Source organism: Mesorhizobium sp. WSM4887, assembly GCF_029625865.1.
GTDB lineage: Bacteria > Pseudomonadota > Alphaproteobacteria > Rhizobiales > Rhizobiaceae > Mesorhizobium.
In genome coordinates, this window is record NZ_JARTVP010000007.1 from 119,715 (window position 1) to 142,568 (window position 22,854).

Sequence of the window (22,854 nt, forward strand, 5' to 3'; positions counted from 1 at the left end):
GTCATTTCGCCTCACTGGGCGCGGGCGAAAACCCGCGCGCCGGGATCAGCCGCAGGGCCTCCCGAAGCGCCTCGCGGCCGGCGCCGAAGGCGAGCGCGACGATGATGGTGACGACATAGGACAGCACCGCGCCGCCTGCGAGAGCGATGATGGGCTGCGCCGGCAGCATCGGCTTGGCGACCCAGACCAGGGCCAGCGCCAGATGCGCGCCGAGCACGAAGGGGGCGGCTGCGTGCAGCACATGGCTCGCCTGCAGCGGCCCGGCCTTGCCGACATAGAGCCAGAGGAAAGGCGTCCGCAGATATTCGCTGACCGCATAGGCGACCGCGACGCCGAGCGCGCCATAAGGCAGGCCGATGGCGAAGGCCAGCACCGAGGTGACGGCGGTGATGATGCCCCAGCGCATGAAATCGCCCGAACGGCCCTGGCTGACGAACAGCCATCCGGCCGGATTGTTGAGCGGCTGCAGCAGGCCGGCGAAGCCCAGCGCGAGGAAAATGTTGGCGCTCTCCCGCCATTGCGGGCCGAGCACGAAAGGAATGAGCGTATCCGACATGGCGGTGGCGAAGGCCACGCCCGGCAACGCCACCAGGAGGATCAGCGGCATGACGCGCAGATAGGCGCTGCGATAACGGTCCGGCTCGTCCTTCAGCCGCGAAAGTGCCGGCACCATCACCTTCGACAGCGGGTTGGTGATCTGGCTGAGCGGGAAAAGCAGCAGCTTGTAGGCGCGGTCGTAGAGGCCGAGCTGCGCCTCGCCCCAATATTTGCCGATCAGCACATTGTCGAGGTTGCGGGCGAAGAAATTGGCGAAGTTGAAGCCGGTGATGCCGGCGCCGAAATTGATCAGCTGGCTGATGCCTTCGACCTTGCGCGGCAGCCCCGGACGCCAGCGCGATGACACCCAGTAGCAAAGCGTCGGCAACACGGCGCCGGTCAGCGTACCGGCAAAAAGCGCCCAATAGGAGCGGTCGATGAAGGTCCAGGCGATCGAGACCACAAGGCCCGTAACGGCGCTGGCGACGTCGATGACGGCGAGCCGGCTGAATTCCATGCGGCGCGTCAGCAACGCCAGATGCTGGGCGCCGAGACCATAGGCCATGATCTGCAGGCCGAAGGCGGCAACCAGCCCCGTGACGCGCGGCTCGCCGTAGAAGGCGGCCACCAGGGGAGCCGCCGCAGCAAGCACGAAGGCCAGGATCGCGCTCACCGCCGTGTTGATCCAGAAGAGGTAGTTGACCTCTTCGTGCCGGATGCCGGTTTTCTGGATCGTCGCCTGGGTCAGGCCGAAATCCTGGAACAGCGCGATGAAGGCGAGCACCGGCGCGCACATCGCCACGACGCCGAAATCCTGCGGCGACAAAAGCCGCGACAGCACGATGACCGACACGATTTGGGTGGCGACCCGCACGCCCTGCGCCATCGCGGTGACGACGGCGCCGCGCCCGACCGATCTGCGCAGGGAGCCCTCGGGCGGATCGAATGCACTGGTTTCCAAATTCTGGATTCCTGATTTTGCGCCAGTCATCGTCGCGACCGGCGCCCGCCGCCATGCACAAACTACCGCAAGAAGTTTTTGCAGCGCAACAAAAAATGTGCGCCGATTGCTACGCTGCACCAAAAATGTTGCGATGCAGCAAAAGCTGTACTAGCATCCCCTCTTGGGTGGCGGGCCCAAAAGCGGTCGAGTTTCATGCTGCATGTCTTGTACCTTGTGCATGACATATCCGACCCGGCGGTGCGCCGGAGGATAAAAATGCTCAGGGCAGGCGGCGCCGGGATAACCCTGGCGGGCTTCCGTCGCACCTCCAATCCGATCGCCGAGATCGAAGGCATCAGGCCCGTCGACCTCGGACCGACGCGCGATGGCCGATTCGCCCAGCGCATCGGCGCAGTTGCCAAGGCCGCCATGTCGATCGGCGCCAAATTCGCGGGCCTGGCGCGACCCGACCTGATCATCGCGCGCAATCTCGAGATGCTGGCGCTTGCCAGCCGCGCCAGGCGCGCTTTCGGCGCCAGCGTGCCGATCGTCTACGAGTGCCTCGACATCCATCGGCTGGTGTTGCGCAACGACCTGATCGGCAAGACGTTGCGCGGCGCCGAACGCCATCTGGCCCGCGACGTCAAGCTTCTGGTGACCAGCTCTCCCGCCTTCGTTGCCAATTATTTCAAGCCGTTCGGGCAAATCGCGGCGCCGGTCGAGCTGATCGAGAACAAATATTTCGACACCATGCCCGTGCCGGCGGATCATCGCCGCGAGGACGACAGTCCGGCGGCGCCGCCTTGGCGCATCGGCTGGTTCGGCGCGCTGCGCTGCCGGCGCTCGCTGGAACTCCTGGCCGAGTTCACCCGCCGGCAAGACGGACGCTTTGAAGTGGTGCTCAGGGGGCGTCCCGCGCTCTCCGAATTCCCGGATTTTCATGCCTTTGTCGAAGCCGAGCCCTGGCTTTCCTTCCGCGGTCCCTATCGCAATCCGGAGGACATGCCGGCGATCTACCGCGAGGTGCATTTCTCCTGGGCGATCGATTTCTTCGAGCAGGGCCAGAATTCCGAATGGCTGCTTCCCAACCGCCTCTACGAAGGCTGCCGCTTCGGCGCCGTGCCGATCTCGATGGCGAGCACCGAAACCGGCCGGTTCCTCAAGCAGCAGGACATCGGTGTGCTTTTGTCCGAGGCGACGTCCGAAGGACTCGACACCGCGCTCGGCCGAATGGGTCAGGAACACTACGGCAAGCTGAAGTCGCGGGTGCTGGCACGCAATCCGCGGACTTGGAGCTACGACCGCAGCGATTGCCTGGCTTTTGTCGACAAGCTGCGCGGCCTGACCGCCGGTCGCGGGAGCTTTGCGACCGAGGCGCTGGCATAGGATGGCTAAGAATGGACAAAACCCGATGACGCGCACGACGGCATCGAGCCTGATCGTCATCCCGTGCCTCAACGAGGCCGCTCATATCGGCGGGCTGCTCCAGCGGCTGCGGCCGGCCGCGGCGCGGCTCGGCGCGCGCATCGTCGTGGCCGACGGCGGCAGCACCGATGGCACACAAGGCATCGTCGAAGAACTCGCTGCGGAGGATCCACGCGTCATCCTGATCGCCAATCCGAAGCGCATCCAGAGCGCGGCGATCAACCTTGCGGTGGCGACCTTCGGCGACGACGCCGACTATCTTATCCGCATCGATGCGCATGGCGGATATCCCGCCGATTATTGCGACAGGCTGGTCGAGGAAGCGCAAGCTACGGGTGCCGATTCGGTCGTCGTTTCGATGCTGACCAGCGGCACGGGCGCGGTGCAGAAGGCCGTGGCGGCGGCGCAGAATTCCAGGCTCGGCACCGGCGGCTCCAAGCACCGCCACATGTCGGCCGGCGAGTGGGTCGACCACGGCCACCATGCGCTGATGCGCATTGCCGCGTTCCGCGCGGTCGGCGGCTATGACGAGAGCTTCAGCCATAACGAGGACGCCGAGCTCGATCACCGCCTCCGTCTGGCCGGCTACCGCATCTGGATGAGCGGCAAGACGCAGATGGTTTATTATCCGCGCTCCACCTTGAAGAGCCTGTTTTTCCAATATCTCGGCTATGGCCGCGGCCGCGCCAGGAACGTGCTCAAGCATCGCATGATGCCGAAGCTGCGGCAGATGATCCCGCTGCTGGTGTTTCCGGTGGTCCTGATGGCGCTCTTGTCTCCGATCTTTGTTCTGGCGGCCGTGCCGTTTCTGGTGTGGGCGGGTGTCTGCCTCGGTTACGGCGTCCGGACCGCGATCAGCCAGCGGAATCCCGCCATAGCGCTGGCCGGCGTGTCGGTGATGGTCATGCATCTGGGCTGGTCCATGGGCTTCTGGCTGCAACTCTTCGGCCCGCAGCCGTCGCGCGAGGCGGCGTGATGGCTGCGAAGAGGAGCGGCAGCATCGACATCTGCATCTGCACTTTCCGCAGGCCGGAGCTTGCTGACACGCTGCGCTCCATCGCCGCGCTGGAGAACCCCGCCGGTTTCGAGATCGGCATCGTCGTCGCCGACAATGACGACGAGCCGAGTGCGCAGCCGCTGGTGAAGGCGCTGGCGCAGGAACTGAAGCTGCCGATCCGCTATCGCCACGCGCCGGCGCGCAACATCTCGATCGCTCGCAACGCCTGCCTCGATGCCAGCGTCTCGGACCTCGTCGCCTTCATCGACGACGACGAGACGGCTTCGCCGGGCTGGCTCGTCGAACTCGTGGCGACCGCGGAGGCGACGGGCGCGACGGCCGTGCTCGGGCCGGTCCGCGCGACATATCGCCAGGACGCGCCGGACTGGATGCGCAAGGGCGATTTCCACTCGACCTTGCCCGTCTGGGTGGGCGGCGAGATCCGCACCGGCTACACCTGCAATGTCCTGCTCAGGATGACCGAGGAAAGCCTGCGCAACCGGCGCTTCAGCCTGGCGCGTGGCCAGACCGGCGGCGAGGACACCGAATTCTTCGATTCGGTGGTCAAGTCCGGCGGGCGCATCGCCTTTGCCTCGCACGCCTTTGTCGACGAGGTGGTGCCGAGTTCGAGGGCCGCCTTCGACTGGCTGCGCCGCCGCCGCTTCCGCTTCGGGCAGACGCATGGTCATCTCATCGGGCGCAACACCGGCGGCCTGCGTCGCGTCTGCCAGGTCGGTCTCGCCTCGGCGAAGGCGGGCTACTGCTTCGGTATGGCGCTTTTGGCCGCAGTCAGCCCGGTGCGACGGAACCGCAGCATGCTGCGCGGCATTATGCATCTCGGCGTCGTCAGCGGTTTGGTCGGAGTCCGCGAAATCCGCCAGTACGGCATCACTCCGCAGGAAGGGGAAAAGCGTGCAGCCTGACGTCAGCTTCGTCATCGCCGCTTACAACGCCGAGGCAACTCTCGACCGGGCGATCGCCAGCGCGATGGCGCAGCGCGATGTCGCGATCGAAGTCATCGTCGTCGACGACCGGTCGAGCGACCGCACGCTCGATGTCGCGCGCGCTTATCCTCAGGACATCGTCAAGGTAGTCGCGCTTCCTGCCAACCGCGGCCCCGGCGGCGCCAGGAATGCCGGGCTCGATCTGGCCCGCGGCCGCTGGGTCGCCGTGCTCGATTCCGACGATGCCGTCCTGCCCGGCAGACTGGCGGCCATGATCGCGCGGGCGGAGAAGGCGGGTGCCGACATCGCGGTCGACAATGTCCAGGTCGTGCGCGAAGACGGCACGCCCGAAGACATCATGTTCCCGACCAGGTACCTCGAAGGGCTCGGCGAAATCTCGCTGACCGACTATATCGCCGGCAACATCGTTTTCGAGTCGCGCTTCAACCTCGGCTATCTGAAGCCGATCTTCCAGCGCCGTTTCCTGGACGATAATCACCTCCGCTACGACGAGAAGCTGCGCATCGGCGAAGACTACATTCTTCTGGCGAGCGCGCTGGCCAAAGGCGGCCGCTGCGTGGTCGAGCCGACCGTCGGCTATGTCTACCATATCCGCACCGGCTCGATCTCGCGCGTGCTCGAGTTGCATCATGTCGAGGCGATGGCCGAGGCCGATGCCGCCTTCGCGGCCGAGCATTTCATGGACGACGGCGCCAAGGCGGCTTTCGCCAGACGCGGCCGCAGCCTGCGCAAGGCGGCCTCGTTCCTGTCATTGGTGCAGCACATCAAGGCGCGTGCGCCGCTGAAGGCGATACGCACGGCGCTCAGCGATCCGGCCGCGGTCCGGCATATGTCGATGCCGATCGCGGTTCGGCTGAGAAGGGTTGCGGCACAGTTTGCCGTGGGCACGGGGAGGTGAAGTATGCAGGCGCATGGAATGCGGTTTCATAGCCAGCGATAGGTAAAAAAGCGATATCCTCAGAAGGAATAAGCGATGCAGAAAGTCAGGAAGGCAGTCATACCGGTGGCGGGGCTCGGAACGCGGTTCCTGCCGGCGACCAAGTCGATGCCGAAGGAAATGCTGCCCGTCGTCGACAAGCCTGTCGTGCAATATGCCGTGGACGAGGCCTTCGAGGCCGGCATCGAGCACATCGTCTTCGTCACCGGGCGCAACAAGGCGGTCATCGAAGACTATTTCGACCTGCACCCTGAACTGATCGGGACGCTCGAGCAGACTGGCAAGAAGGCGCAGCTCCAATCGCTGGAAAGCTTGCTGCCGGTGGCCGGCGCCACCTCCTTCATCCGCCAGCAGTCGCCGCACGGTCTCGGCCATGCCGTATGGTGCGCACGCGACGTGATCGGCAACGAGCCCTTCGCGCTGCTGCTCCCCGACATGGTGTCCTTCGGCGCGCCGGGCTGCCTGGCGGAAACCGTCGACCTCTATCAGCGGACCGGCGGCAACGTCATCGCCGTCGAGCGCTGCGATCCTTCGGAAACCAGCAAATACGGCATCGTCGGCCGCGGCGCCGAGGTGGCCTCGGGCTTCGAAGTAACCGCCATGGTCGAGAAGCCGGCCCCCGCCAACGCGCCGTCGAACTTCTACATCAATGGCCGCTATATCCTGCAGCCGGAGATCTTCGCCCTGCTCGGCACCCAGCAACGCGGCGCCGGCAACGAGATCCAACTCACCGACGCCATGGTTCGACTGGCTGAAAGCCAGCCTTTCTATGCCCAGCCCTTCAACGGCCGCATGTTCGACTGCGGCTCCAAGGAGGGCTTCATCGAGGCCACCATCGCCTTTGCTCTGGCGCGCGACGACATGAAAGGACCTGTCTTCGAAATGCTGCAGCAATTCGTCCGGTCGCACGAGCGCCGGGAAGTAGCCGCATAATGCCCAAATTTTGGGTGCATATGCGAAATCGCGATGGCGCGACAGCCACGCAAGCGCTTGGCCTTCTTGGCCGGGCGCTCCGTGGCACGAATGTTGCGTGGCCTTTTCTGGTAACGACGACACTCTTCGAAGGCCGGTAGCGCCTGCAACCTGGAATTGGACCGACGATGATTTATGCCAACTTTCCTCTCGACAAGAGGATTCCATTGCCCACCACCGAACCGGAAAAGGGTGAAGACTTCATCGACATCGAGCGTCTGCTTGGCATGGCCGCCCGGCAGGCCAAGGTGGTGGCGGTCTGCGCCGTCATCGGTCTATTCCTGGGTGTGATTTATCTCCAGACGACGCCCAAGCAATACACCTCCCTTGCGAGCGTGCTGATCGACGACGGCCTGAACAAGGTCGTGGACGACATTTCGGCTGTCAGTGCCACGCAGCAGACGGACGCGACGATCCTCAGCCAGATCGAGATACTCAACTCGGCGCGGCTGGCATCGGAGGTGGTCGACAAGCTGAAGCTGGACCAGAACCAGGAATTCATGAACCCGCCGCAATCGGCTTTGGCCCAGGGAATCGGATTCTTGCGCGGCATCGTCGGCTATTTCCGCAGCGGCGGCGGCAACCAAATCCCCGGGATCGAGAATGTCGATGCCGCAACGCGCGAAGCCATGATGAAGGCGGCGACCCATGACTACGCGGTTCTCGTGCTGCAAACCGGATTGATGGCGGATCGCAACGGCCGCAGCAATGTCATCAGCATCGGCTATCAGTCGACCAATCCGGCTTTGGCCACGGCCATCACCAAGGCCTATGCGGACGCCTACCTTGCCGACCAGCTCAACGCCAGCTTCGACGCCACCGAGCGCGCGGCCGTTTGGCTGCAGGGCAGGTTGACCGAACTGCGCGAAAGCTCGCAGGCAGCTGCGCTGGCGGTCGAGAAGTTCAGGGCCGAGCACGGGCTTTCCGCAAACAGCGACGGCCAGTTGCTCAGCGACAAGCAACTCGCCGACCTGAACGCCCAGCTCATCGTCGCGCAGGCCGATACAGCCCGCGCCAGCGCCCGCTACCAGCAGTACAAGGCGATCGTCGACAGCGGCTCCGAAAGCGCCTTCAACGATTCCGCGATAGCGGCCGATCAGCCGAGCAGCTCGGTCATCATCGCGCTGAAAACCCGCTATCTCGCGATCGCGAAACGGTTGCAGGACGTCGAGAACAACTTCGGCAAGGATCACCCGCAGGCGGTTGCGCTGGCCAAGGAGAAGGCCGACGTCTCGGCGCAGATCTTCGGACAGCTGAAACAGATCACCGAGAGCTACCGAAACGACTATCAGGTGGCGCAGGCGCGCGAGACCGCGCTTAGGGAGAAGATCGCCACCCAGGCAGGCAAGAGCTCGATCGACAACCAGTCGCAGGTCAGGCTGAAGGAACTTGATCAGCAGGCGCAGGCGCTGACCACGCTCTATCAGACTTTCCTTAGCCGTTACGAGGAAGCGTCGCAGCAGCAGTCATTCCCGGTCGGCAAGGTCCGCATCATCTCTGACGCGTCGATGCCTCTCACCGCCTCGGCTCCGCGCACCTTGCGCGTGCTGGCGCTCTCGCTGGTGCTTGGCCTCATGCTCGGCGCCGGCTGCGGAGGCCTGAACGAATTCAACGAGCGCTTCTTCCGGACAGGCGAGGACATTCGCGACCGTGTCGGCCTGAAGTTCCTCGGCTATCTGCCGACGATCGGTGGCGGCAAGGCCAAGGAGTCGAAGCCGGACGACTTGCCGGCCGACGGCAAGGTCACCAGCCTGTCGGCCGCCGAGAAACGGGCGCGCATGCGGGTGAGCCTCGATGCGCCGGCCTCGATGTTCGCCGAGACGCTCCGCAACGCCAAGATCGCTTTCGACGTGGTGATGGAAGACAAGGGCAGCCGGGTGATCGGCGTCATCTCCGTCCTGCCCGGCGAAGGCAAGTCGACGGTTGCGGCGAACCTCGCCGGTCTGCTCGCCGCCAACGGCGCCAAGACTTTGCTGATCGATGGCGACCTGCGCAATCCGGGCCTCAGCCGCAGCCTCGGCATGGAGTCGGAGCACGGGCTGATGGAGGCGGTGGTCAATGGACAGACCTGGCAGTCGGTCGGCAAGGTCGACCGCCAGACCAAGCTGGCGATCATCCCGGCCGTGGTGCGCGGCCAGTTCTCGCACACCAGCGAGCTTCTCGGCTCCGCCGGCATGCGGCGTTTCATCGAGAACGCCAAGGAGACGTTCGAATACATCATCGTCGACCTACCGCCGCTCGGCCCGGTGGTCGACGCCAAGGCCTTCGCGCCGTTGGTCGACGGCTTCGTGCTCGTCACCGAGTGGGGCCGCACGCCACGCGCCATGGTGCGCTCGATGCTGGAGTCGGAACCCTACATCGCCGAAAAGATCACCGGCGCGGTGCTCAACAAGGTCGAGCTGAAGAAGCTGGCGAAATACGGCTCTCTCGGCGGTTCGGAAAAGTTCTTCGACCGCTATTCGAGTTACTACCTCGAGAAGTCGGAATCGCGCGCCAAGCAGGCCGCCTAAAGCAGTTCATCCGACGAAAAGCCGCGGCGGTTATTCTCCGGTCGACAGCAGCCGCCCATATTTGCCGACGATCCTGAGGCCGGTCAGCCGGCCGCTCTGGAAGGCGCCGGTGTCGATGCCGAGCCGCCGCCCGTCGAGCGTCGGAACGTCCACGATCGTATGTCCGTGCACGACCCAGCGATCGAGGCGGTGCGCCGCCGCCAGGAACTCGGATCGTATGTTGAGCAGGTCGGCCTCGTCCTGCGCTTCGAGCGCGATGCCGGGCCGGATGCCGGCATGGACGAAAAGGAACCGCTCCGAACAGATCATCACCGGCAGCGTGCGCATGAAGGCGACGTGGGTGGCCGGAATGGCCTCCCGGATACGCTCGTCTACCTCTTCGCTCGATCCGTAGAGATCGGCCAGGCGGTCGGGATCGATACCGTAGGAGAACAGCGTTTCCCGTCCGCCGACGCGGAGCCACGGCTCCAGTGACAGATGGCCGTCGAGATAGGCGAGCATCGCCACTTCGTGGTTCCCGGCAAGGCACACGCGCATGAAACCTTCTGGCGGCGGTGCCATCAGATGCTCGACCACGCGCCGCGAATTGGGCCCGCGGTCGACATAGTCGCCGAGCATGATGATGATCTTGCGGCCGCGGAACTGCAGCGCGTCGAGCTCGATCTTCTGCTCCAGCGTGCGCAGCTCGTCGTAGCAGCCATGCACGTCGCCGATCGCGTAGACCACCGTGTCCCGCATGTCCATCATCAGCCGTTCGCGCGGCAAGGGCCGGGGTCGTCTCGATCGTTGGAACAGGCTCACGGATTGAGGCTCGGTACTCAAGCTAGGGTCATGCCACGCAGCGTGGACCAAGCCTCGATATCATGTCGAATGCAAGCATTTCCACACCGGGCTGCTCGATGCACATCGCCAAAAAGGCGCAGCGGTCTTGGCAAAACGACGTGCATCAATACCCCGAAAAGCGTCGCCTGACCGCGTTTCAGCGCGATGCGCTTTAGGCCGCTTTGAGCCGATAGCGGAAAAGCGTGCGGTCGAGCAGCATGCGGACGCGCGGCTCGGCCTCGGCCGCCACCAGCCAGCTTGCCGCGATCATGGCCGTGCCGACGATCGGGATCGAAACCAGGTATGGCACGCCGGCGCGGATCAGGACGCCGAGCAGCGCCGCGCCGACGACATCGTGGATGAGGTAGAGCGGATAGGTCATCAGCCCGATCCGGCGCCAGCCGCCCCAGGAAAGGTTGAGGCGCAGCGACCAAGCCATCAGCGCTACCGCGGCCAGGAAGATGATGATCGGCGGCGCATAGGGCATCGCCGCTTCCACCTTGATGCTGTGCACGTCGACCGAGCTTACGATCTGCAGCGCTCCGCCGGCGAGAAACAGCGCCGAGAAGCAGAGCCGTGCCGCTGTCACCGCCTTGAAGCGCATCAGCCAGATGAGCACGCCGACCGCGAAGAACGCGCCGTGATGTACCAGGGTGAGCTGCAGCCAGCGCGCCTCCGCGAGATCGGTCCAGCCGAAGGCGAAATAGAGACACCAGAACAGCGTGCTGAGCAGGCCGATGATGACGGCGACAGCTTCCATCAGGTCGAATCGGCCGAACCGCAGCAGGGTCCAGACGATGGCGTAGAAGGCGATCTCGATGCCGAGCGTCCAGTAGATACTGTCGACCCATGGCTCGAACGGCACGAACAGCGCCGTGCGGGCAAGTCGCACCACGGCATCGGTCGGCCAGGAAAGACCGACCATCAGCAGCACGATCGCGGAGATGGGCGCGCAGACCCAGACCGCCGGCGCCAGCCGTCTGACACGGGCTTCGAAGAACTTCAGCGGCGTCGAATTCTCGGCGCTGAATGCGATGACGAAGCCGCTGATGACAAAGAACACCTGAACGCCGACCCAGCCGGAGCCGACAAACGCCATTTCGGGATGGGCAGGGATGCCGCCGGTCGAGCGCGCCGACACGCCGTCGGGAAACGCCCATACCCAGAAGCCGTAGTGATAGAACATCACCATGACGGCGGCGAAGAAACGCAAAATGTCGACGCCGCCGAATGTGGTCTTGTGCTGAGCCATGCCGTGCCTTCAGAACGGCCCCCCGGGCAGACTTCTAGGGGGTGCTGCTGCATTGCACAACAGTCGATTGCAGCGCAGGATGCATTCGTGAGGCTGCCCTCGCGTTGCGATCCCGCGAGCGGCTAGATCCCGATGCCGCGCCCCTTGAGCGCCGCCGTGATCTCGTCGAGGATCGCGGGATCGTCGATGGTCGCCGGCATCGTCCATTCCTCCTTGTCGGCGATCTTCTGCATCGTGCCGCGCAGGATCTTGCCGGAGCGCGTCTTCGGCAGCCGCTTGATCGTCACCACCGTCTTGAAGGCTGCGACCGGTCCGATCCGCTCGCGCACCAGGCCCACCACCTCGCTTTCGATGGCGCCGGTGTCGCGCGCCACACCGGCGTTGAGCACGACGAAGCCGAGCGGCACCTGGCCTTTCATCGCGTCGGCGATGCCGATCACGGCGCATTCGGCGACGTCCGGATGCGCGGCCAGCACCTCCTCCATCGCGCCCGTCGAGAGGCGGTGCCCGGCGACGTTGATGATGTCGTCGGTGCGGGCCATGACGTAGAGATAGCCGTCCTCGTCCATCATGCCGGCGTCGGCCGTCTTGTAGAAACCGGGGAACTCCTCGAGATAGGCTTGGCGGAAGCGGGCGTCGGCGTTCCAGAGCGTCGGCAGGCAGCCTGCCGGCAGCGGCAGCTTGACCACGACATTGCCGAGCGTGCCGCGCGGCACCTCGTGGCCGGCATCGTCGAGAATACGAATATCGTAGCCCGGCATCGGCACGCCCGGCGAGCCGTATTTCACCGGCAAAAGCCCGAGCCCGGCCGGGTTGATGGTCATTGGCGAGCCGGTCTCGGTCTGCCACCAATGGTCGATCACCGGACGGTTGAGCTTCTGCTCTGCCCATTTGATGGTCTCGGGGTCGGCGCGCTCGCCGGCGAGGAACAGCGTGCGGAATTTCGACAGATCGTATTTCGGCACGAACTCGCCGCGCGGATCCTGCCCCTTGATGGCGCGAAAGGCGGTCGGCGCCGTGAACAGCGCCACCACACCGTGTTCCGAGATCACCCGCCAGTAGGTGCCGGCGTCCGGCGTGCCGATCGGCTTGCCTTCGAAGAGCACGCTGGTGCAGCCATGCAGAAGCGGCCCATAGACGATGTAGGAATGGCCGACCACCCAGCCGACGTCCGAGGCCGCCCAGAACACCTCGCCGGGGTTGACGCCGAACTCGTTTTCCATCGTCCATTTCAGCGCGACCATGTGACCGCCATTGTCGCGCACGATGCCCTTCGGCTGCCCGGTCGTGCCGGAGGTGTAGATGATGTAGAGCGGGTCGGTGGCCAAGACCGGAACGCAGTCGACATTGGCGCCGGCGGCGCGCTCGCGGGCGACCGCATCGGCATAGTCGATGTCGTAATTGTCCTTCATCTCGCAGTGCAATTGCTCGCGCTGCAGGATCAGGCAGGCATCGGGCTTGTGCTTCGACATCTCGATCGCCTTGTCGAGCAGCGGCTTGTAGGCGATGACGCGTCCCGGCTCCAGGCCGCAGGAGGCGGTGATGATCAGCTTCGGCCTGGCGTCGTCGATGCGGGTCGCGAGCTCATGCGAGGCGAAGCCGCCGAACACCACTGAATGCACGGCGCCGATGCGGGCCGAGGCTAGCATGGCGATCGCCGCTTCCGCCACCATCGGCATGTAGATAATCACCCGATCGCCCTTGCCGATGCCACGGTTCTTGAGGACAGAGGCGAGCGCGACCACCTCGCGCTTCAGTTCGGCATAGGTGAATTTCCGGATCGTGCCGGTGATCGCGCTGTCATGGATCAGCGCCAGCTGGTCGGCGCGCCCCCCCGCCACGTGGCGGTCGATGGCATTGAAGCAGGTGTTGCAGGTGGCGCCTGTGAACCAGCGGCCATAGACGCCCGCCGCCGGATCGAAGACCTTTTCGGCTGGCGAATACCAGTCGATCGCTTTGGCCGCTTCGGCCCAGAACGCTATGGGGTCGCGTTTCCAGCCCTCATAGACTTCGTGGTAGCGTGAGGCCATCGACTTTTCCTCCCCAGGAACATTCCGTCGTATGGCAATAGCCTAAGCCGCTTTGGCCGGCCATGTCTCCTCGCATTTTGGTCGGCGTTGCCGGCAAACGGATCCAGCCGCTCCCGGATCGGAGCGCGCTATGACGTCAGCAAGTGAATTCGGCTTAGAGCGGCAGTGCTGCCAGCATCAGCCCGACACCGCCGGCTATTAGAATGGCGGCGGCCAATGCCTTCCGATGGCGTTCGAATGCCGTCGGAGCGCGATCCCAGTTGTAACGCATACTGTCCACTCCCCAAAAAGCCGGCAGACTCTTAGCTTACTTATGGGAAAGATGGCAACCCTGGCGCGAACGGCGGCTTGATAGTGGTTCCAGCCCACCATCATTCTCGCGCGAGTTGGATAGTCTTTCCGGGGAAGTTTTGACGAAAAGAACTTACGAAAAACCGGTTCCGGTCAGGCGCGCGAAGCTGTCGAGCATCGTTGCGGGCCCGAGTGGCCCGATAGGCCCGGCCGTCTGACACGCAGCGTTGCCCGCTTGGCAATGGACAGCGACGGCATGCCGCGCTAATTGCAGTTCGGCATAGGGAGCGGGCGTATGGCTGAAATCGCCTTTGAAACGGTTCTGCGGATGGCGGACGACGCCTCCGTGCAGCATGTCGGCGACGGCGCCGTGGTGCTTCTGGCGCGCAGCGGCCAGCTTTACACCTGCAACGGCACCACCGAAGCGTTCCTCGACAAGGTCGACGGCGCCCGCAGCCTCGACCACATCGTCGATCTGCTGTCGGAAGAATTCGAGGTCGACAAGGCGACGCTCGGCGACGACATGACGGCGCTGGCCGCCGAGCTGGTGGCCGAAGGCATCCTTGCCGACCCGGGCGCGTGATGGCCGGCGGACCGTTCCTGCGCGCCCTGTTCCGCACTCATCTGTGGCTCAGCGCCCGGCTGATACCGGTACTGGTCGCCCGGCGCGATTTCGAAAGCGTGCTGAAATTGGCGCCGCTGCAATTGCCCACACCCTATCGTGGCCTGCCATGGAGCTACGTCGTCAGCCGCGTCAACCGCACGGTTCGGCATCCCTGGGTGATGCGTGATCGCAGATGCCTGAGGGAAGGGCTGCTCGGTTTCCGCTTCCTGCGGATGGCGGGTTTCAACCCCGACCTCCATTTCGGTGTCGATGCCAAATCGATGCATGAGCCGCGCCTTTCGGCGCATTGCTGGGTTTGCCTCGACGGCAAGCCGGTGGTCAGCGACAGCCTTCCCGACATGGTTGAAATCTATCGCCACCCCGGCGGCAGCGTGAAGGCGCGCGCCGCTTGACCGGCGCCGCAGCCACCGTTTGCTATGACCTCAACGGCCAGGTCATCGGCATATCGGCAGAGCGCGCCGAGCTCTGGCCGAGCTTCGATCTGATGCTCGGCACATTGCGCGTCAATGAAGCGGTCGAACCCGGCTTTCGCATCGATATCCTCGAAACGTCGGCGCTGCCCGAAAACCCGGAGGGGAAGCTCGCCTTCGACGGCGAAGTGCCGCTGGACGGCCATTGCCGCATCATCGACGCCGGCGACGTCGTCCATCTGGTCTTTCCCGGCCTCCAGACGGCCTCGATCCGTGCCGACGAGGGTGCGGCCGAAATCCGCGTTCATCCCGACAGCAAGGTCAAATGGACGCTGCTGATGATGGTGCTGGATGCCGCGCTCGAGTCCGGCGGGCAGCACATGCTCCATACCGCCGGTCTGACGCTGCCCGATAGCGGGGCGCTCGTGCTGATCCATGCGCCGAGCGGCACTGGCAAGTCGACAACTTCAATGGCGCTGGCATCGCAGGGCTTCGGCCTATGCTCGGACGATGTGATGATCCTCGGTGCGACATCTGAAGGCACCCTGGCCTGGGGCATGCCGCGCAAGGTGAAGATCCATCGCAACACCGCGGCGATGCTGCCATTCCTCTCGCCCTGCCTTGGCGACAGATGGGACGCCGAGGGCGAGCAGGCCGTCTCGCTGGAGCGTCTCGCCGAGATCATTCGCATCGAGGACGTCCGTCCCAGGCCGGTCTCGGCGCTGCTGCATCTGGCGCGCTCGACCGACGGCCACACCCGGCTCACGCCCTTGGCCAGGACCGATGCGATGGTCGCGCTTGCCACCGACAATGTCAGGACCGGCCTGACCGGCCTGTTGCCGATGCAGAAACGACGGATGGCGTCGATCGCGGCACTGGTCAGGGCCGTCCCCACTTTCACCCTGGAAGTCGGCTCGAGCCCGGCCGATGCAGCGGGGCTGATCCGCGGCGCGGTGGAGAAGTAGATCTCCAAACGGGCTTTCAGGCCGGATAGGGCCTTGGCCGGGCAAGCCGCTGGACCCATCGGAAGGCGTCGCGGCTAAGGCGCGAGCGCATCTTGTCCCGCGAATTGACTCTGAGCAGCACGTTGCCGGTGATCAGCCATTTGGCGAGCCGTATCGACAGATCGGGCTTGATGCGGTTGGCAAGGGCGATCGCGCGCGGCTCGTCGAACAGCCGCCCGGTCACATTGAGCACGGTCGCCAGCTCGAGCTCGATGCCGGTCATACGCGCGGCATCGAGAAGGCGCGCTTCGGCTTCCGGCGATTGCAGCGCGCGCACACCTTGCAGCACGTCGATACAGAGCTGCAGCCGGTGGAATTTGTGGCCTCCGGCGGCGTGAACGATGGCGATCGTGAGCAGCGACGCCGGCGTGTCGGCCTCGCCGCCGTCAATGATCTGCAACTCGCGGAAGCCGAGCGACAGGCGCCGCCGCATGCCGGTGTCATGCACCAGATTGCCGTGCAGCTCGATCAGCAGACTGGAGTTCTCCTTCTCCAGCCACTTGAACTCCTGCAATTCATGCGATTCGGCCTCGCCGCTGGCAAGCGTGAAGCCGCATTCGGCGATCACTTTGTTGGCCTCGCCGATGCTGGCCGGATCGACAAGGATGTCGATGTCGGTGAACGGCCGATCGGCAGCATGGCGATAAAGCTTGCGCGCGAACACCGGGCCCTTGACGATGCGAGCCGCAACGCCTTTCGCGGCCAAGGCCTTCATGATGCGGTCGCCGTGATATTGCAGCAGCATCGACTGCCCGGTCGCCAGTGTAGCCTGATCGCGAAGCCCGGAGAGTTTTTGCCGCAGGGCGACATCGTTCGGCAGATCGGCCTCGCCGATTTCCCGAAGCTTGCGCAGCATGATCGGCAGCACGCCGTGGAACTCGGCATTGGCGAGCAGCGCAATGAGGCTGCTTGTCGAGAGGGCCCCGCCCCGCTCGGACGGCGCCTCCGGATCGGCAAATTCGAGCAGCAGCTTTTCTTCGGCAGGTGAAAGCGGGAGCAGCATCAACCGGGCAATATCGCGAACAACAGGCGACCATGGTCGCAGAAAAGCCCGCGCGACGCTACATCCCCCAGCGCAGCGCCGCCGTGTGCACCGGAGCGTCCCAAAGCGCCGTCGTCTCATCCTCGAGCATCGTCAGCGTGATCGAGCAGCCTGCCATGTCGAGCGAGGTGACATAGGAGCCGACCAGCGAGCGGGTCACCGTCACGCCTCTCTTCTCGAAGATTTTTCGCGCGCTGTTGTACATCAGATAAAGCTCCATCGATGGCGTGCCGCCGAAGCCGTTGACGAAAAGCAGCGCCGGTCCCCAGGCGCGGTCACCAAGATCGCCGAGGATTGCCGTGCAGATCTCCTCGGCGATGGCGTCGGCACTCTTCAGATCATCGCGCCGCCGGCCGGGCTCGCCATGGATGCCGACGCCGAATTCCATCTCGTTGTCGCCAATGTCGAAGGTCGGTCTGCCCGCAGCCGGCACCGTGCAACTGGTCAGCGCCACGCCCATCGAGCGCGTCGAGGCGTTGACGCGGTCGCCCAGCGCCTTGAGCTCGGGCAGTGGCATGCCTTGCTCGGCCGCGGCGCCGACGATCTTCTCCACCACCAGCGTGCCGGCCACGCCGCGCCGACCGGTGGTGTAGGACGAATTCTCGACCGCGACGTCGTCATTTGTCACCACCTGCAGAACGCCGTCCGATATTTCGGCGGCCATGTCGAAATTCATCACGTCGCCTTCATAGTTTTTGACGATGAACAGGCAGCCGGCGCCGGTGTCGACGGCTTGCGCGGCCGCGAGCATCTGGTCGGGCGTCGGCGAGGTGAAGACCTGGCCGGGGCAGGCGGCGTCCAGCATGCCATGGCCAACCAGCCCGCCATGTAGCGGCTCGTGGCCCGAGCCGCCGCCCGAGATCAGCGCCACCTTGCCCGGTTTCAGCGTCCTGCGGCGAACGAATTTGTGCTCGTCGCCGAGCGCGAGGATGTCGGAATGCGCGGCGACGAAGCCATCGAGGCTTTCGGTGAGGACCGTGTCCACCGAATTCAGAAACTTCTTCATGGCAGTCCTCCCGAATAGGTCTCGCTTAGCCGCTGCCCCTGCCGGCGATGCTGGTGATCTTCTGGATGAATTCGTTGATCGCCCGGTCGAGCGCTGCGTTCTGCTTGTCGTCGCCGAAATCCGGCACGATGAGCGAGACGTGGCGCGTCTTGCGCGGACCCGAAGCCGCCGGCAGCTTGCCTGGATGCGCTTGGTGATAGGCGACCAGGAACTGGTCGCGCTCGGCCGGGCTGAAATGGCAGACGGAAAAGATAGCCGGCAAATGCTTCGACGGGATCGGGATCGAATAGGCCGGGCTGGAGATTTGCGTGACGAAACTGCGATGCTTGCCGAGCGCATCGGCAAGTCGCTGGCGCATGCCGGAAGGCCGCTGGTCGATGACTTGCGACAGGATGGTCTTATACGCGCGGATCGCGTCTTCCGCGCCGGCTTCTTGTATCTTGGCAGGCTTGGCCATGCTGTGCTTACACCGGGACGTCCGCTATGGCCGCCTTGGCCATGGCGAGTTGCGCCGGAGCCACCGATAGGTCGCGCAGGCCGGCCTCAATCAGTGCCGGAATGGCGGCCGGATCGCCGCCGGCATCGCCGCAGAGGCTGACCGGAATTCCTTTCTCGCGCCCGAAGGCCGCGACCGAAGCGATCAGCCGCATCACAGCCGGATGGCGGACAGCGTTGAGATGTGCAACGGCGGCGTTGTCACGCGCGGCTGCCATCACATATTGCGTCAGGTCGTTGGAGCCGATCGAGAAGAAGGCAACGTCGGCAAAAGCCTCCGGCGCGATGGCCACCGAAGGGACCTCGACCATGATGCCCAGCGGCGGCAGCTTGTGCGCAACACCGCGCGACGCGAGAGCGGCCTCCTCCTCCGCAAACAACGCGGCGGCCTGCCTGTGCTCTTCGGCCCTGGCGATCATCGGAAACATCACCTTCAGATTGCCGTGGACGGCGGCGCGCAGCAATGCCCGGATTTGCACCCGGAAGATGTCGCTCCGCGCCAGCGACAGCCTGATACCGCGCAGGCCGAGAAACGGGTTGGTCTCCTCGACGGTGAAGTCGGGGATCGGTTTGTCGCCGCCGGCATCGATGGTGCGGATGGTCACCGGTTTTTCTCCGGCCCATTCCAGCACCTTGCGGTAGGCTTGGTACTGTGTCTCTTCGTCCGGCAGGGCCTTGCCGAACAGGAATTCGGTGCGCATGAGCCCGACGCCATCACAGGTCGCAATGTCGATGCCGTCGACATCGGAAGGGTAGGCAATGTTTACCTGCACCCGCACGCAAGTGCCGGCCTTGGTCGCCGCCGGCTGGGCGAGAAAAGTCTGCGCCTGGCCTTGGCGCGCCGCGAAGGAGGAGGATGATTGCCGGAACGCCTCGATCTCCTTCGGCGAGGGCGAGAGCACGATGCCGCCATGCTCGGCGTCGAGCAGCGCGTTTCCGGTGGGCTCGTCCGCAAAGGCACCAAGCCCCACCACCATCGGCACGCCGCGCGAGCGTGCCAGCATGGCGGCATGGCTGGCGGTGCTGCCGGCCTCGAGCGCAATGCCGCCGCCTCTGCTCCAGTCGGTTTCGAGGAAACGCGTCGGCGCGATGTCCAGGCCATAGAGGATGGCGCCGAGGGGCGCCGCGGTCTCGCTATCCTCGCTCAGCGCTCGCAGCACCTGGTCGCGGATGTCGCGCAAGTCCGCGGCGCGTGCCCGGAAATAGTCCTGGTCGGACGCCTCATAGCCGGCGATCTCGGCATCCAGTGCTTGCCGCCAGGCAGCGTCGGCCGGCTCTCCGGAGCCGAGCGCCGCGAAGGCGGGCGCGCTCAGCGCGACGTCCTCCAGCATGGCGATGTGGAATTCGAGGATGCCGGCGGCATCGCCATCGGCCGTCTCGACAAGCGAGGTCAGCCGGCTCACCGCCTTGCCGATGGCCGCCTTCAGCGCTGCTTTCTCCTCCGCCTCGCTCGCCTTGGCCACATAAGCAGCCGGTGGACGGTCGAGGTTGAACAGCGGCCCTTCGGCGTAGCCGGGAGAGGCAGGGATGCCCTCAATCCGCATGGCCCGCATTCCTTGCGGATTGAGAGGGCGGCAGACCCGGCTCAAGCGGAGCGGGCATGATCCGCATCCTCGTCGAAATCGCGCTGCACCAGGCCGACCAGCGCTTCGACCGCGTTGCTTGCGCCGTCGCCTCGCGCCCTTATGTGCAGCACGGTTCCTTTCGGCGCCTTGGCCGCCATGACCTTGACGATGCTCTTGGCATCGAACCAGGGGCCGTTGGCGGCGACTGCCACCTCCACCTCGGCCGTGAACGACTTGGCGAGCTTGGTGAACTTCACCGAAGGGCGCGCGTGCAGGCCCACCTCGTGGGTGATCAGAACCGTGGCTTCGGCGGATGCGGACATTCAGTCGATTCCCGTTCACTCACGACGACGACAATTCATGCGCCGTCGCCACCACTTCCTTGAGCGATGCGCCGCCGGACGATTCCGTCGCCGCCATCACCGCACCCTCGACGATCGGCGCATTGCAGACGACTATTCTGCGGGATCGCGGCTCGCCGATCATTTCGACCGCCATCTCGCTGTTGGTCTCGGCGCCGCCGAGATCGACTAGGATGGCGACGCCCGCTTCCGACCAGGCCTTGTCGATCGCGCCCATGATCGCCTCGACGCTGGTGCCGAGCCCGCCATGGCCGTTTCCGCCGCACCATGCAAGCGGCACTTCGTCGCCCACCATCTGGCGCACCATGTCGGCCGTGCCTTCGGCGACAAGCGGCGAATGCGAGACGATGACGATACCGACATTGCTCATCAAGAACCCTTGATCGCTTCAGCGACTGCGCGCACCAAGAGCGCGGTCGAGCGCGCCCCGGCGTCCATATGCCCGATCGAGCGCTCCCCCAGGAAAGAGGCGCGCCCACGCAAGGCCTTCATCGGCACGGTGGCTTCGGCCGCCTTGTCGGCAGCGTCTGCGATTGCGGCAGCCGTCTTGCCCTGCGCCAGTGCCTCATACACCGGCTGCAGCACGTCGAGCATCGTTTTTTGCCCCGGCTGCGATTTGCCGCGCGCCGAAACCGCCTCGATCGCCTTACCCAGCGCCGCTGTCAGCGCGGCGCGGTCGGGCGTGCCGGACAGTTCCTTGCCGAGCGCCATGAACAGAGTACCGAACAAGGGCCCGGAGGCTCCACCGACGGTCATCACCAGCTTGGTGCCGACCGCGGTCAGCGCGTCCGGCAGCGGTTTTGCCGCGATTGCGGCCTTTTCGGCGCGCACCGCATCGAAGCCGCGCTTCATGTTCAGACCATGGTCGCCGTCGCCGATCGCCTGGTCGAGCGCGGTCAGCTCGTCGGCATGCGCCGCGATCGTATCCGCAGTCGCCGCGATCAATTGTGAGAAATCGGATGCGGCCATCGCCTGTCCTTCATGCCGGGGCGAACATGGCCACCACGGCCGCGAACGCCTCGGCAACTGCAAACGCGCCCGGATCCGCTATGTCAAGCTGGCGGCCGATATAGGCCGAGCGACCGGCCTTCGCCTTCTGCATCGCCACCGTCGCCTGCGCGCCGCTCCGCGCGGCCGAAGCAGCCGCCTCCAGCCCGTTCGTGTCGAGCGCCTTCAGAGCCGGCTCCAGCGCGTCGACCATTGTGCGGTCGCCGAGCTTCGCGCCGCCGTAGAAGGTCATGCGGTCAAGGCCGGCGAGCAGCGCCTTGCTGAGCGGCGCGCCGCCGTTGAGCGACTGTGCGGCAGCCGTGAAGAAGATCGACAAAAGCACGCCGCTGGAACCGCCCATGGAAGTTCCCAATGTATCGCCGATTGTGGCGAGAGTTGCGGCCTTGTCCGCAAGCGGCAGCGTGTCGACGCGGTCGAGCACGCTGCGTGCGCCGGTCGCCACCGTCGATCCGGTGTCGCCGTCGCCGGCTTTGGCGTCGAGGCCATTCAGAGCCTCCTCGAGCGAGATCAGCTTCTCGCAGACCGCAGCAATCAGCCGCTCGGCGCCGGCGTCACGGCTGGCCGCCTTGGCGATGTCGCGACCTGCCGGCTGGGCTGTGGCCACCACGACCGGCGGGCGAACCGGCCTGGCCGGCAGCCAGGCATGCGGGCCGACCGGCGCCAGCAGCGCCGCCTCGCGCTCCGCCTCGAGCCTGATCAGCGACAGCGAAAACCCGTTCATGTTGAGCGCGGTCATCAGATGTCCGGGACCGATCGTCAGCCTCACCGCCTTTGCCAGCGGCGAGGCCAGCACGGCATTGGCGATCAACGACATTTCGAGCGGCGGTACCGATCCGAGATTGTTGATCAGCAAGGCATAGCGGCTGCCGGCATCGAGCCGGGCCGCGAGGCGGTCGGCCATGATGGCGACGAGCGCACTGGCGCTCTGCAGGGTTATGCGCTCCACGCCCGGCTCGCCATGGATGCCGAGACCGATCTCGCCATCGCCGTCGCCGAAGCGGTCCTCGTGGGTCTGGCCGGGGATCGAGCAGGAGGAGAGCGAGATGCCGAGCGAAACAATATCCTTCGCCGCCGCCCGCGCTGCCGCCGCGACCGAGGCTAGGTCATGGCCGGATTCGGAAAGATGTCCGGCGATCTTGTGCACGAACAGCGTGCCGGCGATGCCGCGCGGCTGTGCGATGTCGGGCAGCGCGATGTCGTCGCCGACGATCACCATGTCGACCGCGAAGCCCTCGGCGCGGGCCTTTTCTGCGGCGAGGCCGAAGTTAAGGCGGTCGCCGGTGTAGTTCTTGACGATCAGCAGGCAGCCGGCCGGCCCGGTCGTCGCGCGGATCGCCGCCAGCACCGCCTCGACGCTCGGCGAAGCAAAGATCTCGCCGGAGACAGCCGCCGTCAGCATGCCGGCGCCGACGAAGCCCGCATGCGACGGCTCGTGCCCCGCGCCACCGCCCGAAACGACGCTGACCTTCGCCTTGTCCCAGTCGGCGCGCAGCACCACCTTGATCTCCGGATAGCCGTCGAGCCGCGCCAGCGCCCCGGAGCCGGCAGTGGCCAGATAACCGTCCAGCGCTTCGGTAACGACCGAGTCCTTGCGGTTGAAAAAGTGCTTCATGGATTTCGTCCAGTCCGTATCTGCGGGTCGTCAAAAAGTGCGGA

General features: G+C 65.2%; 21 protein-coding genes. 9 read left to right on the top strand and 12 right to left on the bottom strand.

All coding sequences use genetic code 11. From position 1 onward, the window contains the following. Position 1: 1 nt before the first annotated feature. Entirely contained in the window at positions 2–1,498 is a 1,497-nt protein-coding gene (locus P9230_RS23145) for a lipopolysaccharide biosynthesis protein (protein ID WP_127326051.1), read from the bottom strand. A 195-nt stretch (positions 1,499–1,693) separates the two neighbouring features. Here P9230_RS23145 and P9230_RS23150 point away from each other — a divergent pair, with 195 nt between their 5' ends. The 6 genes from P9230_RS23150 (at position 1,694) to P9230_RS23175 (ending at position 9,286) form a co-directional block, all read left to right on the top strand. Continuing rightward, on the top strand, positions 1,694–2,866 hold the full coding sequence (locus P9230_RS23150; RefSeq protein WP_127247747.1) for a glycosyl transferase family 1: 1,173 nt from the start codon (positions 1,694–1,696) through the stop codon (positions 2,864–2,866). 25 nt (positions 2,867–2,891) lie between these two features. Next, positions 2,892–3,881: a glycosyltransferase family 2 protein gene (locus P9230_RS23155; RefSeq protein ID WP_095824413.1), complete on the top strand. Its 990-nt coding sequence runs from the start codon at positions 2,892–2,894 to the stop codon at positions 3,879–3,881. After that, positions 3,881–4,825 carry a glycosyltransferase gene (locus tag P9230_RS23160; RefSeq protein ID WP_127325902.1) on the top strand — a complete coding sequence of 315 codons (945 nt, stop codon included), beginning with the start codon at positions 3,881–3,883 and terminating at the stop codon, positions 4,823–4,825. Before P9230_RS23155 ends, P9230_RS23160 begins: the two co-directional genes overlap by 1 nt. Further along, complete coding sequence (locus P9230_RS23165; RefSeq protein WP_278120855.1) at positions 4,815–5,765, top strand: glycosyltransferase family 2 protein; 951 nt, start codon at positions 4,815–4,817, stop codon at positions 5,763–5,765. Before P9230_RS23160 ends, P9230_RS23165 begins: the two co-directional genes overlap by 11 nt. A 75-nt stretch (positions 5,766–5,840) precedes the next feature. Further along, positions 5,841–6,737: a UTP--glucose-1-phosphate uridylyltransferase GalU gene (gene galU / locus P9230_RS23170; protein ID WP_095799217.1), complete on the top strand. Its 897-nt coding sequence runs from the start codon at positions 5,841–5,843 to the stop codon at positions 6,735–6,737. 167 nt (positions 6,738–6,904) lie between these two features. Then, entirely contained in the window at positions 6,905–9,286 is a 2,382-nt protein-coding gene (locus P9230_RS23175; protein WP_278120856.1) for a polysaccharide biosynthesis tyrosine autokinase, read from the top strand. A gap of 30 nt (positions 9,287–9,316) precedes the next feature. Here P9230_RS23175 and P9230_RS23180 read toward each other — a convergent pair whose 3' ends face one another. From P9230_RS23180 to P9230_RS23190, 3 genes are all read right to left on the bottom strand, one after another. Beyond that, complete coding sequence (locus tag P9230_RS23180; protein WP_347404009.1) at positions 9,317–10,033, bottom strand: metallophosphoesterase family protein; 717 nt, start codon at positions 10,031–10,033, stop codon at positions 9,317–9,319. A 247-nt stretch (positions 10,034–10,280) separates the two neighbouring features. Beyond that, a complete protein-coding gene (locus P9230_RS23185; protein ID WP_127325546.1) occupies positions 10,281–11,360 on the bottom strand; it encodes an acyltransferase in 1,080 nt (359 codons plus the stop codon). Between the two features lie 122 nt (positions 11,361–11,482). After that, a complete protein-coding gene (locus tag P9230_RS23190; RefSeq protein ID WP_278120858.1) occupies positions 11,483–13,390 on the bottom strand; it encodes a propionyl-CoA synthetase in 1,908 nt (635 codons plus the stop codon). Positions 13,391–13,976: 586 nt separating this feature from the next. On the opposite strand from P9230_RS23190, the gene P9230_RS23195 reads away from it, so the two are divergent. Genes P9230_RS23195 through P9230_RS23205 form a run of 3 tightly spaced genes read left to right on the top strand, consistent with a single transcriptional unit; the run spans position 13,977 to position 15,681 of the window. After that, positions 13,977–14,264, top strand: a complete 288-nt coding sequence (locus tag P9230_RS23195) for a PqqD family protein (protein WP_067324253.1) — start codon at positions 13,977–13,979, stop codon at positions 14,262–14,264. Next, on the top strand, positions 14,264–14,698 hold the full coding sequence (locus tag P9230_RS23200) for a lasso peptide biosynthesis B2 protein (protein WP_095777037.1): 435 nt from the start codon (positions 14,264–14,266) through the stop codon (positions 14,696–14,698). The genes P9230_RS23195 and P9230_RS23200 overlap by 1 nt, the downstream gene beginning before the upstream one ends. Continuing rightward, positions 14,695–15,681 (top strand): serine kinase, encoded by a 987-nt coding sequence (locus tag P9230_RS23205; protein WP_278120859.1) that lies wholly within the window; start codon positions 14,695–14,697, stop codon positions 15,679–15,681. Before P9230_RS23200 ends, P9230_RS23205 begins: the two co-directional genes overlap by 4 nt. Before the next feature lie 16 nt (positions 15,682–15,697). Here the strand turns inward: P9230_RS23205 and P9230_RS23210 are convergent, their stop codons facing one another. Genes P9230_RS23210 through P9230_RS23245 form a run of 8 tightly spaced genes read right to left on the bottom strand, consistent with a single transcriptional unit; the run spans position 15,698 to position 22,810 of the window. Beyond that, the gene (locus P9230_RS23210) at positions 15,698–16,723 is read right to left on the bottom strand and encodes a nucleotidyltransferase family protein (RefSeq protein ID WP_278120860.1); all 1,026 of its coding nucleotides are present in this window, start codon (positions 16,721–16,723) and stop codon (positions 15,698–15,700) included. 58 nt (positions 16,724–16,781) lie between these two features. Beyond that, the gene (gene dhaK / locus P9230_RS23215) at positions 16,782–17,768 is read right to left on the bottom strand and encodes a dihydroxyacetone kinase subunit DhaK (RefSeq protein WP_278120861.1); all 987 of its coding nucleotides are present in this window, start codon (positions 17,766–17,768) and stop codon (positions 16,782–16,784) included. A 25-nt stretch (positions 17,769–17,793) separates the two neighbouring features. Further along, positions 17,794–18,225, bottom strand: coding sequence for a hypothetical protein (locus P9230_RS23220; protein WP_278120862.1), 432 nt, complete (start codon positions 18,223–18,225; stop codon positions 17,794–17,796). 7 nt (positions 18,226–18,232) lie between these two features. Beyond that, positions 18,233–19,807 (bottom strand): phosphoenolpyruvate--protein phosphotransferase, encoded by a 1,575-nt coding sequence (gene ptsP / locus P9230_RS23225; protein ID WP_164763797.1) that lies wholly within the window; start codon positions 19,805–19,807, stop codon positions 18,233–18,235. A gap of 41 nt (positions 19,808–19,848) precedes the next feature. Next, a complete protein-coding gene (locus P9230_RS23230; protein WP_067324266.1) occupies positions 19,849–20,151 on the bottom strand; it encodes an HPr family phosphocarrier protein in 303 nt (100 codons plus the stop codon). 19 nt (positions 20,152–20,170) lie between these two features. Next, positions 20,171–20,560, bottom strand: coding sequence for a dihydroxyacetone kinase phosphoryl donor subunit DhaM (gene dhaM / locus P9230_RS23235; protein ID WP_127247725.1), 390 nt, complete (start codon positions 20,558–20,560; stop codon positions 20,171–20,173). Beyond that, positions 20,560–21,159, bottom strand: coding sequence for a dihydroxyacetone kinase subunit DhaL (dhaL, locus tag P9230_RS23240; protein WP_278120863.1), 600 nt, complete (start codon positions 21,157–21,159; stop codon positions 20,560–20,562). Before dhaL ends, dhaM begins: the two co-directional genes overlap by 1 nt. A gap of 10 nt (positions 21,160–21,169) precedes the next feature. Continuing rightward, positions 21,170–22,810, bottom strand: coding sequence for a dihydroxyacetone kinase subunit DhaK (locus P9230_RS23245; RefSeq protein ID WP_278120864.1), 1,641 nt, complete (start codon positions 22,808–22,810; stop codon positions 21,170–21,172). Positions 22,811–22,854: the final 44 nt, after the last annotated feature.